Source organism: Enterobacter sp. SA197, from assembly GCF_054131575.1.
The window spans coordinates 4,770,288-4,782,743 of record NZ_CP096393.1; the positions used below are offsets into that span (position 1 = coordinate 4,770,288).

Here is a 12,456-nt window from a genome sequence, read left to right on the forward strand (position 1 = left end):
GCTTACTCATGATCCGGGTCGAGGCGACGGCGGCTGATAATACGCAGCAGACGCCACAACACCCAGGCCAGCAGCACTACACTTACAGCCGCCAGCACCGCCAGCAACACCGGATGGCTCGACAACGCATACCAGATGCGCTCGAACCACGGCAGGTGGCCGACATAGTAAATATCCCCTACGCGCAGACCGCTCACCCCCGACTCACGAATCACCGATACAGAACCATAAATCGCCGCGCGTTTACCGCTGTCGTTCATGGCGCTGTTGAGCAATTCGTAGCCGCGCGGGCTGTCTGCCAGCAGCGCAACCACGCTACGCTGTTCATTGAACGGCGACTGGAAACCCACAATCGCAGCCATCGGTCCGCTGGAGCTCACGGCGGTTTGCACATCTGGCTGACGGTCCGCCTCGTCCGGCAACGGGCCGGGGAATGGCGTCTGACGGGTTGGTGTTTTCACCCAGCTTTGGGCGGCGTTCACCAGCAGGTCGATATGTTTGTCATTTTTGAGTTTGTCCGGTATCGAGCCGATGATCAGGATGTCGGCATCTTTACCCTGAATCTGGGTATTGTCATCGGTCAGGGTCAGATTGATGGCCGGGAAACCGGTTTGAGCCCCGAGGGAACCCAGCGCGTCCAGCAGCGTCGTCAGTTGCGCCGGGTCTGGCTCAGGCGGTGTCACCACAATGGTTTGCGACAGGTCAGCCATACGGGTGAAGGGGAAGCCCGCATTGGCAAATGCACGCAGATCGGGCATGGCCAGGAAGTGGTAGTACTTCGAGAAGTCGATGGTGGAATCATCACCAATGACTACCCGGTTCTGTACCGGCTGGAAGGTGACGCAGTTGTCGACAGTTCCGCCCGGCATCGGGTTCATGTACTGAAAATCAAAACGCAGCTGGTTAACCGCACCCAGTTTCAGCGCCGGAACAGCGACATCCGTTTTGCCATCAAGTAACCCTTGCAGCACCGGTAAACGCAGCAGCAGACGATTAGTGTCCTGATTGCTGGTCAGACTGAAGTATTGCAGGAACTGGTTATTGAGGCTGATATCCATGCGCGAATTGTCTTTCGTCGGCGGCGCGGTGTAGCGGTAGTTCAGCTTCATATCGATGCCATTGCTGCGCAACAAATAGAGATCCGGCGGCAGGTTCAGCGCAACGCTGATAGAGCCAGGCTGCAGCCCGGAAGACTGCAACTGCTCTTCAAACGTTTTCAGTTCACCGAAGGTGACGGGGCGGTCCGTACGCACCCAGTTCGGCGCATCATAAGGTTTACGCGCCAGCAACGGTTTTATCTCATCAACCGTGACGCTACTGCCACGGAACAATACATTGCCCTGGGCGATGCCTTTTGCGGCCTGCAGCAGATCCTTGTCATCACGCCCGAAGACCACCAGCAGCTTCACGTATGGATTGGTCGGATGGTTCATCATGGTAATGGTAGGGGCCTTCACCGCAGGTGCGTCGCGCAGGAAGGCTGGCCGCTTGTCGTTGGTGGCGAACACAATGGCGTTGCTGTCCGGCAGCCCGTCAAACTGCACCGGGAAACGCTGTCCGCGCCAGCCGGTGCGGGAACCAAACCAGGAGGCAATGATGGAGGCCGCCTGCTGCTGGGCAATATCCGGGGTGCCCGCGAAGACCATCGGCAGGGTTAAGGGGCGATTATCGCGGGGGTCGAAAAAGGGGATCGGGAAATGGGACAGATCGTTTTGCAACGCCAGCGTCTGGTAAGAGAGCTCAAGCGAGCTGCTGCGCCCGATGTCCATCCACAGGGTGCTACTGGCCGGGTTCTCGCAGACATCACGATAATGGCCGACAAACTCCAGCCGCACGCGGTTAAAGTCGGTAATGTAGAGCGGGTCGATGGGCACCTGAGCGCGGGTTTTATTGCCCAGCTGTTCCCGCGTCACTGGCAATACGCCCATCAACTCTTCGTTGAGATAGACCTTCAGCTGCGACTGAACGGGCAGAAGTGACGGAGAGGGCGTGTACTCCAGCGTTAACAGCGCCTTAGATACTACCTCATCGCTGCGCGTACCAAACTCCACGCCATTACTCGGGTTGATACCGCGCAAGACCATGCTGCCTGGCGGCGGGGCAATTTCAGCAAAGGTCAGCTTCACGTTACGCGACGGGGCGGCGTCCGCAACGATGGGGGCATTCGCTTGCGTTACCCCCGGCATCACCTGGCCTATGGCCTGACGGCCCGCCGCCGGAGCCGGTGCGGTCTGGCCCTGGGTTGGGGTTGCAGGGCGCAGGGCTTCGGTTTGTCCGGGTGCAGCTGTCACCACCGGCTCGGTGGCAGGCGCAACGGCAGGTACGGTCGGGGCGGCCTGCGCCGCCGGGTTACCGGGCGCCGCATGGGTCATTATTGAGGGGAGCGTACTTATCCCCAAAGCCACTGCACACATCCAGGAGAGTTTTGTTTTCATCGCGTTTTCATCATTGTTGAGCCCAATCACGTCACCGGTTGCTGTTCCGCCACGCCACGCTCGGGGCGGCGCGGAACGAACGACACAATCCAGGAAACCAGTACGGTCAGAGACCGGAAAATCATTTTTACCGACGCAGGAGCAAACTCCGCGAGATGGCGATAACCACGGAAGCCCAGTTTTAAAATATCCAGCAGGCTTTCCAGAGGTTTATCTTCCGGGAAGCTGTCCTGCCACAGTGCCCATGTATCCGCGCGGGCAAAAGTGCACTGAACAAAATCAACGTGTTGCTGCGTGGTTAACGGCATCAGCTGAAGCCCGACTTCATTGCCTGACACGCGCACCACCATCGTCGGGAAGGCGTACTCCTGCTGCCCGCGTTTTAGCAACAGGCGCACTTTTTGTCCTTCAAGCACCTGCGACTGGCCGTTGATTTTGATACCTACGCCGCCATCGGAAAAATCATGCACCGTGCATGAGAAGAGGTGCCCGTCCTCACGGGCAATGGCCGCTGGCATTGAGATTTCAACGCGGTGCGCACGACGAACCTGTTTACTTTCCACCGACACCGCCACCGCGCCGCCAAGGATGATCAGGTTATAAAAGACCCATGCAATACTGACAAAGACGGTGAGAATTTCGTTTTCGGGGCCATAGAAGTAGCGCCAGACCCCCACCATTACCCCCACAATGTTCAGCAGCACCAGGTAGATGTAAGGACGCGAGATCACCCAGTCGACATACTCTTCTTCCACAAGGCCACCTTTCGCGGTGACGTTAAACTTGCCCTTGTGCGGGTTAAACAGCGCCACCATCGTTGGCGGGGCAATGTACCAGGCCAGCACCGTTTCGTAGATTTCACTCCAGAACGAGTGACGATATTTACCCTGAATCCTGGAGTTAGTGAGGCTTGCGTGGATCATGTGCGGCAGAACAAAGAGCGCAATCATGATGGCTGGCGCATAAATGATGTAAGCATGGAGCAGCAGAAAGGCTAACGGTGCCGTCAGAAAGACCAGCCGGGGAATACCCGACATAAAGTGCAGCATGGCATTAACGTAGCAAAGGCGCTGCGCCAGCTTCAGACCTTTACCAAACAGGGGGTTATCGAGCCTGAAAATCTGTACCATGCCACGGGCCCAGCGAATACGCTGACCGATATGCGCGGACAGGCTTTCCGTCGCCAGCCCGGCTGCCTGCGGGATCCGCATATAGGCTGACGTATGACCACGGCGGTGTAAACGCAGCGAGGTGTGCGCATCTTCGGTGACCGTCTCAACGGCAATGCCGCCGATTTCATCCAGCGGACCACGGCGGATCACAGCACAGGAGCCGCAGAAGAAGGTCGCATCCCACATGTCATTCCCGTCCTGCACCAGTCCATAGAACAACGTCCCTTCGTTAGGCGTTTTGCGAAAACGTCCGAGGTTGCGTTCAAAGGGATCGGGCGAGAAGAAGTGGTGCGGCGTCTGCATCATCGCCAGATCCTTTTCCTTGATGAACCAGCCCATCGTCATCTGCAGGAAAGAGCGGGTGGGTACGTGGTCGCAGTCAAAGATGGACACAAAGTCGCCTTTGGCATATTTGAGCGCGTTATTGATATTCCCCGCTTTTGCATGTTCGTGTGTCGTACGGGCGATGTACTCCACACCGACCCTCTGCGCGAACTGGCGAAACTCCTCACGTCCGCCGTCGTCCAGTATCCAGATTTTGAGTTTATCTTTCGGCCAGTCGATGCCCAGTGCGGCATAAATAGTATTTTTAACGACGTTCAGGTCTTCATTATAAGTGGGCACGAAAATGTCTACGGCAGGCCACAGAGTCATATCTTTTGGCATAGGCACCGGCTGACGATTAAGCGGCCAGACGACCTGAAAATAGCCCAGCACCAGCACTATCCAGGCATAGGTTTCTGCGAAGAGCAGGACCAGGCCACACACCAGGCTGACCGGATCGTTCCAGTTTAGCGTTGAGGTATAGCGCCACCAGATGTAACGGCAGGAGACGGTAAGCGAGAGCACAATCAGCATCAGGGCCGCAAATCGTCCGGGGATACGCCGCACGAGGAGCGCTGCGCCCCAGAGTAAAACCAAAAAGATGAACTGAGACAAAGGGTTAAACGGCTGGGTAATACAGAGCAGGGCCAGAATCAGCGAGATGGTCACGATAATACCCAGAATCACGCGCCGCGCCCCCTTGCTTAAATGGCCCAGCTCTTTCTGGTTGTCGAGGTGGCGGGTCTGGTCGGTCACCCGGCCCGGCAGGTTATCGAGCCAGCGATGGTAGCGCTCGCGCAATGAACGTGTACGGGTAAATCGGGCAGGCCGCGCCTCATGGTGTCCGCGCCGTGGCCGGGCTACCAACAGCCACAGGGCCTGTAGCAGGTAGCGCGCCGGATCGAGCGGACGCGGGCGGTCAGGGTTGATATGGGGAAATAAGGTCGCGTGTTGCGCCCGTATAGCCTGCCAGCGCGGCCGCTCAAGGGGAATAAATAACCAGGCCATGATAACCCAGAAACAGCCACACGCGGCGCTAAACCCCGGCGCCTGATGACGGCGATAGTGTTGGTAACGCTCGCTTAACCGGGCGTAAACCGGGGGGATTAATAGCCAGGCGGCAGGTTGACTCATGGCGCTACCCCCGGGGGATCACCTTTCTGAGCGCGTGGGGTGGCACAATGTAACAGACACCAGTTTGCCAACGTCAGGATCTCTTCGGCTGCCAGAGCATCAGCCCGGTATTCACCTAACGGCTGTTTAGCCCCCAGACACTCGACCATCGCCTCATCGCGATGGATGACCGTGTGCAGCAAACGTGGCTGGCTCTGCAACCAGACCTGGTAGAGGTCATCCTGCATTTGGCTGCCGATGCGAAAGTCATTAATCAGAATATGTGCCCCCGCCGGCAGGGGCTGTTGATGCAGACGGACATGACAGTTAGTGTCCGGCTTAACCACCACCAGAGTATGGTCGCAATGCGCAAGAAACTGGCGAGTTAACGCTGAAAACCCATGCGGCAGATCAACCAGTACCCAACTGTAATGGTGCTGTGATTGCAGGGTGTGCAAAATGTGGGTGAAGTGGCTCAGGGCGTCGTGCAGCAGGTGGCTGTTTTCCCACTCCCCTGCCGTCAGGCGGCCAAACGGAAGAATATCGAGGCTGGAGGTATACCGCATACCGGCATCGCGCCAGTCCTCGCTATCCAGCATGGCACGCGCCCAGCCCTGTTCCCGCTCGAATTCAACGTTGAATGACAGACGCAGGAGGTTATCGGGGCAGGCATCCACCACGAGCACGGATTCGCCAAGAACCTGTAATGCCCAACCGAGTGCGGCAGTAATGGATGTTGTGCCTACACCGCCGCGCACCCCTTGTAACCCCAATACGGCCATCCACAGCTCCCTTATGGTTGTCGCGCTAATTCGGCAAGGAGTGGCCAGCGTTTAATAGCCGCAGCCAACTGTTCTCGCTGAGAAATATCGGCATAATCAATTTCAGGTAATGAAAATGCCTTACTCAGCGCCAGAAAGTCGTTTTGAAATGTATAACCCAGGGTCGTATCACCTTGAGTTTTAGGCTTTTCACTATGCATTTCAGGCCCGATCCCTTTGAAGAGAAAACATACATACATTCTTAGCAATCGTATTTGCCAGGGAAAAAAATTTTACACGCCAAATCTGATGTTCTTTAATTTCAATGTTAGGTTTATTTCTTCGCTTTCGCTAGTAAACTGATATACAGATTAATTACAAAGTAGAGGGACACCGTGACCCCCATATTTTCTATTGGCATCCGCTCATTATGGGACGAACTGCGTCACATGCCAGCAGGCGGTGTCTGGTGGATTAATGCCGATCGCGAGCAGGACGCAATAAGACTTATGAATCAGACGCTTGCATCGCAGGCTGACGACAGTCGGGTAGCGGTGACCGGAATGGGTTACGATCTTCGTAAAATCATCGAATTAGATCGAGATCACGGGCCGGAAAAAATACGCTTATTTTCCATGCCCGCTACTGAGAATGGTCTATACTTTTTCACCCGCGATTTATTGTCTACATTTGAGCCTGAAAATTATTTACTTATCCTTATTTGTGCAAATAACGCGTGGCAGAATATATCGGCTGAGAAGTTGCATGAGTGGATTAAAAAAACGCATGAGTGGGCGAAATATCATAATTGCTCCTTACTGGTATTAAATCCCGCCACGAACAGTGACAGACAGTCATCCATATTGATGAGTGAGTATCGCTCTCTATTTGGGTTGGCCAGTTTACGCTATCAGAGTGAAACATATCTGTACGACGTGGCCTGGTGGTGTAATCAGAAAGGCGTCAGTGCCCGTCAGCAACTTATTCTGGAAAACCACAACAACGGCTGGCAATTAGCCCAGCAGGAAGAGACGACAATACAGCCACGCAGCGATGAGAAGCGCGTGCTGAGTAACGTTACCGTCCTGGAAGGTGCGCCTGCACTTTCTGAACACTGGATGCTTTTTGAAACCAATGAAGCCATGTTCAATGAGGCACGACTGGCGCAGGCTGCGACCATCATCTTTGCCCTCAGGCAGAACAATCAGATTGAAACCATCGCCCGGCAGATCCACGCTTTGCGTCGTCAGCGTGGGAGCGCATTGAAAATCATTGTGCGTGAAACGCAGGCCAGCCTGCGGGCCACGGATGAGCGATTGTTACTGGGGTGCGGGGCCAATATGGTTATTCCCTGGAATGCTCCCCTCTCCCGTTGCCTGACGCTGGTCGAAAGCGTGCAGGGTCAGCAGTTTACCCGCCACGTCCCGGAAGATATCACCACGCTTCTCTCTATGACCCAGCCGCTTAAGTTACGCGGTTATCTGCCGTGGGAGACCTTCAATGAAGCGGTGAGCAATATGGTGAATAACCCGCTGTTGCCGCCGGACAGTAAAGGGATACTGGTCGCACTGCGTCCGGCTCCGGGGATTCGCGTTGAGCAAGCGCTCACTTTATGCAGACCAAACCGCGTCGGCGATATTGTCACCATCGGCGATAACCGGCTGATCATGTTTTTATCGTTCTGTCGGGTAAACGATCTTGATACCGCGCTAAACCATATTTTCCCGTTACCTACGACAGATATTTTCTCGAATCGAACGATCTGGTTTGAAGATACCCAGATTACCGGCGAACTGGTGCTGATGCGCGAAATCGAACCGGAAAAATGGGGCAAACCGCTGCCCATCGTGACCAGGGAGACGAAAAAAGTGATTAACGCCGAGCATGACGGTCACGCCTGGCGTCATATTCCTGAACCGTTGCGATTATTAGCGGAAGAGACGGAGCGTTCACTATGATGTCTGTGGCTGACATTGTTCAGCTCGTGGTGCTCTGCGCGCTGATTTTCTTTCCGCTAGGGTATCTCGCGCGTCACTGGCTGCACCGTATTCGCATCATTCTACGAATAATGTTTACGAGACCCCGGTATGTGAAACCGGCGGGCACTCTGCGCCGTACACCGCTTGTCAAGGCAGACCGAAAACATGACTAATCAATCCTTTACCGCTTCTTCGCCCTCGCCGCTTTGGCAATACTGGCGGGGTCTTTCCGGCTGGAACTTCTATTTTCTGGTGAAGTTCGGTTTGTTGTGGGCAGGTTATCTTAATTTTCATCCGCTGCTGAACCTGGTGTTCATGGCATTTTTGCTGATGCCCATCCCCAGACGCAGTTTGCATCGCTTACGTCACTGGATTGCTATCCCGATTGGCTTTGGCCTGTTCTGGCATGATACCTGGCTGCCAGGCCCGCAAAGCATGATGAGTCAGGGGAGTCAGGTGGCAGGGTTTAGCGCCGACTATCTTCTGGATCTGGTGACGCGTTTTATTAACTGGGAAATGATTGGCGCGATCTTTGTCCTGCTTGTCGCCTGGCTGTTTCTCTCGCAGTGGCTTCGCGTTACCGTCTTTGTGGTGGCAATTATGGTCTGGCTCAACGTGCTGACGATTGCCGGCCCGGCTTTTACCTTATGGCCCGGCGCACAGACGGGGGGGACTGTCGCGACAACGGGTGGCACCGCCGCGCCTACGGTTGCCACGACAGGAGCGGGCACCGCGCCGGTGGTCGGGGGTATTCCGGCACAGACTGCGCCGCCTACGTCAGAGAACCTGAACGCGTGGCTCGCCAGCTTCTATGCCGCCGAGGAGAAACGCCAGACGCCGTTTCCGTCACAGCTGGCGGCCGATGCGCAGCCCTTCGATCTGCTGGTGATTAATATTTGTTCCCTCTCCTGGGCCGATATTGAGGCTTCGGGCCTGTCATCGCATCCGCTCTGGCAGCACTTTGATATCGTCTTTAAACAATTTAACGCCGCTACGGCTTACAGTGGCCCGGCTGCAATACGTCTGCTGCGCGCCAGCTGCGGCCAGACATCTCACAAAAATCTCTACCAGCCTGCGGGTGCGCAATGTTATCTGTTTGATAATCTGGCAAAACTGGGCTTTACCCAGCAGCTGATGATGGATCATAACGGCGTCTTCGGCGATTTTCTTAAAGAGGTGCGTGAGAACGGTGGCATGCAGGCACCGTTGATGAACCAGGCTGGCCTGCCGCCGGTGCTGCTCTCCTTCGACGGCTCGCCAGTGTATGACGACACGGCGGTACTGAATCGCTGGATGGAGAGTGAAGCCACGCAACAGGGACATCGCACCGCGACCTTCTATAACCTGCTGCCGTTACATGACGGAAACCACTACCCAGGTGTGCGGCAGTCGGCGGACTATAAAATCCGTGCGCAGAAGATGTTTGATGAGCTGGATGCATTTTTCACCCAGTTAGAAAAATCCGGCCGCAAAGTGATGGTCGTTATGGTGCCGGAACACGGTGCTGCGCTGCAGGGCGATAAAATGCAGGTATCGGGTTTACGTGATATTCCAAGCCCGTCTATCACCCACGTGCCGACGGCGATCAAATTCTTTGGTATGAAGACGCCACACCAGGGAGCGCCGATTGAAATCAATCAACCGAGCAGTTTCCTGGCCATATCAGAACTGGTGGTGCGTGTGCTGGACGGTAAGATTTTCACCGAGGACAGCGTGAACTGGGATCAACTGACCAGCGGCCTGCCACAGACGGCGCCGGTATCGGAGAATGCGAATGCGGTGGTGATTCAGTACCAGAACAAGCCGTATGTTCGTCTGAACGGCGGGGACTGGGTACCGTATCCGCAGTAGTGTGGTTGACATGCAAAACCGAGTACGTTTTTCTTGCTCGCCCCATTGGGGTGAGGGCCGGGGAGAGGGGAACAGTGGGTGACAGGCTCAAAGGGTTCCGCTTACCTTCGGTGGAATCGTTCCGTTCACCTCACATGCGAAACCGGGCTCGCTTTTCTCCCTCGCCCCTTTGGGGAGAGGGCCGGGGTGAGGGGAACAGTGGGTGACTGGCTTAAAGGGTTTCAGCCGTAAAAAGCGCGGTTCCGCTGACCTCCGGTGGAATGGTTCCGTTCACCTCATGTGCCGCGCTTCCATGCAGCACCCTCCCCCGTGAACGTGTTAAGGGCGTTCTCCGCCACGCCCTTAACAATCCCGGCTCCCGGCACGAAAACTGCCGCTTCGCGGTGACCCTCCGCTTGTTTCTCCGGGCTTTCCGGGAGCGGGCGCGATGCAGCGTCCCTGCAACGCGCGCCCTCGCCGCGCCTCCCTGCGCGTCGCCCCGGCCCTGCGAAAACGCGTCGGCAGTTTCCAGCCGGACTCCCCACACCTGACCCACTGCGCGGTTTGTAAGTCATTAAAGCGATGCGGTGCCTTTTGAAACACAGTGGCGTGCAGCAGGGGCTTACGGGTCCGCCTGTAAAAGCGGGATCGCTTTTCTCCCTCGCCCCTTCGGGGAGAGATACCGTCTTGCGGTTCAGGCCGCAAGCGGTATCTCAGCGTCGAATATGCGACCCGATTTCACTACGCCATAAGCCAGTTGCAACAGCTTTCTCATTCCCGCGCAGACCTGCTCTTTCCCTGATTTTCCTCGTTCAGCCAGCCGCCCCATCAGGCTCTTCACCACTTCGTTATATCTGCCCGCGACGATGGCAGGCATGTACAACGCGCTACGTAACTCTCCCTGCCCCACCTTCGATATCCGGCTTTTCCCTTTCCACAACCCCGATTCACAGCGCCGTGGATTCAGTCCTGCATACGCCACCAGCGCCTTGCTGCTACTGAACCGGCGCAGGTTTCCCGCATATGCCAGCAGGCTGGCACTCAGCATATCTCCCACGCCCGGAATGCTCTTCAGCAGGGCTTTATCACGCTTCAGATCCGGGTTGTCGTCGATGTGCTGATTGATTTTCTTCTTCGTCTCTTCTATCAGCGCATCCAACTGGGCGATATGTTCAGTCAGGGACGCAAGGATGACCTCTTCAGCCCCTTCCAGCCGGTTTTCCTCCATCTGGCGCATCTCTTCCAGATTTTTCAGATGGCGGACCAGCGCAGTCAGTTGCCGCTCGTACAACGGCGCCGGGAACCAGGCCGATGGCTGATGCAGGGCGCAGTAACGCGCTATCAGCGCAGCATCACTTTTATCCGTCTTATTGCGGGTCAGTTCAGCCTTGCCAAAAGCGCTGATGCGCGCCGGATTTTCGAGGCTTACCCTGCAACCGTTATCAGCCAGCAGAGTGGCAAGTTCAGTGCTGTAGCAACCGGTGGCTTCCATGCAGACATGGCAGTCGCCAAAGCGCTTCAGCCAGGCCAGGAACTCGCGCGCCCCGGAAGAGGTATTCGCGAATTTTTTAGTTTTGTATTTCTGATTAGGAAGCAGAACGGCAACATCAAATTTGAGTTTGGCGATATCCACGCCGACAGGAACAAGATTCATGATGGCACTCCGTAACCTTATGACAATATCGCCGGACCATCCTTATATGTGGGTGCTCAGGGCACAGGATACCGTTCGGTCTTGAGGCGACAGGGAAACAGGTGACCGGGGCATAATCTCTCCCACGGGCTCAGAGGCACCAGGGCCAGGGGATGCTCACCGGTCACCTCCCGATGATCAGTCGGGGATCTTCTCCGGCTGAGCGGAGAAGATCAAGACATAAGGGCCGGGGTGAGGGGAACAGTGGGTGACTGGCCCGAAGGTTCCGCTTACTCCTGGTGGACTGGTTCCGTTCAACTCACATGCTAAACCGGGCACGCCTTTCCCCCTCGCCCCTATGGGGAGAGGGCCGGGGTGAGGGGAACAGTGGGTGACTGGCCCGAAGGTTCCGCTTACTCCTGGTGGACTGGTTCCGTTCAACTCACATGCTAAACCGGGCACGCCTTTCCCCCTCGCCCCTATGGGGAGAGGGCCGGGGTGAGGGGAACAGTGGGTGACTGGCTCAAAGGGTTTCAGCAGTAAAAAGCGCGGTTCCGCTGACCTCCGGTGGCATCGTTCCGTTCACCTCATGTGCCGCACTCCCATGCAGCGCCTTCCCCCGTGAACGTGTTAAGGGCGTTCTCCGCCACGCCCTTAACAATCCCGGCTCCCGGCACGAAAACTGCCGCTTCGCGGTGACCCTCCGCTTATTTCTCCGGGCTTACCGGGACCGGGCGCGATGCAGCGTCCCTGCAACGCGCGCCCTCGCCGCGCCTCCCTGCGCGTCGCCCCGGCCCTGCGAAAACGCGTCGGCAGTTTCCAGCCGGACTCCCCACACCTGACCCACCGCGCGGTTTTTGGCTTTTAGCAGCAAAGGCTTTTTATCTGTAACTCCTGGCATGCAGCGGGGGGTTGCGGTCCGGCTGAAAATCGGTGAGGCGTTGACGACGGGCCGGGACCGCCCGCAGGGACGCGGGCGGAGGGGATAGCCTGCAGGGATGCAGGCTGGTCCCCGACCCGACAGCACGGCGGCATAAGACGAACGGACCGCGCTGCGGCGATTTTCCTCGCCGGGAGCCTGGGTTGCAAGGGAGGCGGCGGCGAGCCTCCCTTGCACGTTCACGGGTGCGGTGGTTGCAGAGAAAAATGAACTTACGGTGAACGGAACCATTCCACGTAGCCTGCATGGGACGAGTCCATGCAACCTGA

The 12,456-nt window shown here is 56.6% G+C and carries 8 protein-coding genes; 3 read left to right on the forward strand and 5 right to left on the reverse strand.

Going from position 1 to position 12,456, the window contains the following annotated elements:
- Positions 1 to 2: 2 nt before the first annotated feature.
- From bcsB to bcsR, 4 genes are read right to left on the reverse strand one after another with little or no spacing between them, the layout of a single operon-like run.
- On the reverse strand, positions 3 to 2,435 hold the full coding sequence (gene bcsB, locus M1D91_RS22425; RefSeq protein ID WP_437434332.1) for a cellulose biosynthesis cyclic di-GMP-binding regulatory protein BcsB: 2,433 nt from the start codon (positions 2,433 to 2,435) through the stop codon (positions 3 to 5).
- 26 nt (positions 2,436 to 2,461) lie between these two features.
- The gene (bcsA, locus tag M1D91_RS22430) at positions 2,462 to 5,065 is read right to left on the reverse strand and encodes a UDP-forming cellulose synthase catalytic subunit (protein ID WP_437434333.1); all 2,604 of its coding nucleotides are present in this window, start codon (positions 5,063 to 5,065) and stop codon (positions 2,462 to 2,464) included.
- Positions 5,062 to 5,826 carry a cellulose biosynthesis protein BcsQ gene (bcsQ, locus tag M1D91_RS22435; protein ID WP_437434334.1) on the reverse strand — a complete coding sequence of 255 codons (765 nt, stop codon included), beginning with the start codon at positions 5,824 to 5,826 and terminating at the stop codon, positions 5,062 to 5,064. Before bcsQ ends, bcsA begins: the two co-directional genes overlap by 4 nt.
- 11 nt (positions 5,827 to 5,837) lie before the next feature.
- Positions 5,838 to 6,026, reverse strand: a complete 189-nt coding sequence (bcsR, locus tag M1D91_RS22440) for a cellulose biosynthesis protein BcsR (protein ID WP_437434335.1) — start codon at positions 6,024 to 6,026, stop codon at positions 5,838 to 5,840.
- 174 nt (positions 6,027 to 6,200) lie between these two features.
- On the opposite strand from bcsR, the gene bcsE reads away from it, so the two are divergent.
- Genes bcsE through bcsG form a run of 3 tightly spaced genes read left to right on the forward strand, consistent with a single transcriptional unit; the run spans position 6,201 to position 9,635 of the window.
- Complete coding sequence (gene bcsE / locus M1D91_RS22445) at positions 6,201 to 7,763, forward strand: cellulose biosynthesis c-di-GMP-binding protein BcsE (RefSeq protein WP_437434336.1); 1,563 nt, start codon at positions 6,201 to 6,203, stop codon at positions 7,761 to 7,763.
- Positions 7,760 to 7,957: a cellulose biosynthesis protein BcsF gene (gene bcsF / locus M1D91_RS22450; protein WP_437434337.1), complete on the forward strand. Its 198-nt coding sequence runs from the start codon at positions 7,760 to 7,762 to the stop codon at positions 7,955 to 7,957. The genes bcsE and bcsF overlap by 4 nt, the downstream gene beginning before the upstream one ends.
- Positions 7,950 to 9,635 carry a cellulose biosynthesis protein BcsG gene (bcsG, locus tag M1D91_RS22455; RefSeq protein ID WP_437434338.1) on the forward strand — a complete coding sequence of 562 codons (1,686 nt, stop codon included), beginning with the start codon at positions 7,950 to 7,952 and terminating at the stop codon, positions 9,633 to 9,635. Before bcsF ends, bcsG begins: the two co-directional genes overlap by 8 nt.
- Positions 9,636 to 10,308: 673 nt before the next feature.
- On the opposite strand, the gene M1D91_RS22460 is transcribed toward bcsG, so the two are convergent.
- Positions 10,309 to 11,268 carry an IS110 family RNA-guided transposase gene (locus M1D91_RS22460; RefSeq protein ID WP_457975847.1) on the reverse strand — a complete coding sequence of 320 codons (960 nt, stop codon included), beginning with the start codon at positions 11,266 to 11,268 and terminating at the stop codon, positions 10,309 to 10,311.
- Positions 11,269 to 12,456: the final 1,188 nt, after the last annotated feature.

Excerpts from the sequence above, each read along its gene's own strand:
- M1D91_RS22460 (WP_457975847.1), bottom strand. The coding sequence starts at position 11,268 with ATGAATCTTGTTCCTGTCGGCGTGGATATCGCCAAACTCAAATTTGAT.
- bcsF (WP_437434337.1), top strand. The coding sequence starts at position 7,760 with ATGATGTCTGTGGCTGACATTGTTCAGCTCGTGGTGCTCTGCGCGCTG.
- bcsB (WP_437434332.1), bottom strand. The coding sequence starts at position 2,435 with ATGAAAACAAAACTCTCCTGGATGTGTGCAGTGGCTTTGGGGATAAGT.
- bcsQ (WP_437434334.1), bottom strand. The coding sequence starts at position 5,826 with ATGGCCGTATTGGGGTTACAAGGGGTGCGCGGCGGTGTAGGCACAACA.
- bcsR (WP_437434335.1), bottom strand. The coding sequence starts at position 6,026 with ATGCATAGTGAAAAGCCTAAAACTCAAGGTGATACGACCCTGGGTTAT.
- bcsA (WP_437434333.1), bottom strand. The coding sequence starts at position 5,065 with ATGAGTCAACCTGCCGCCTGGCTATTAATCCCCCCGGTTTACGCCCGG.
- bcsG (WP_437434338.1), top strand. The coding sequence starts at position 7,950 with ATGACTAATCAATCCTTTACCGCTTCTTCGCCCTCGCCGCTTTGGCAA.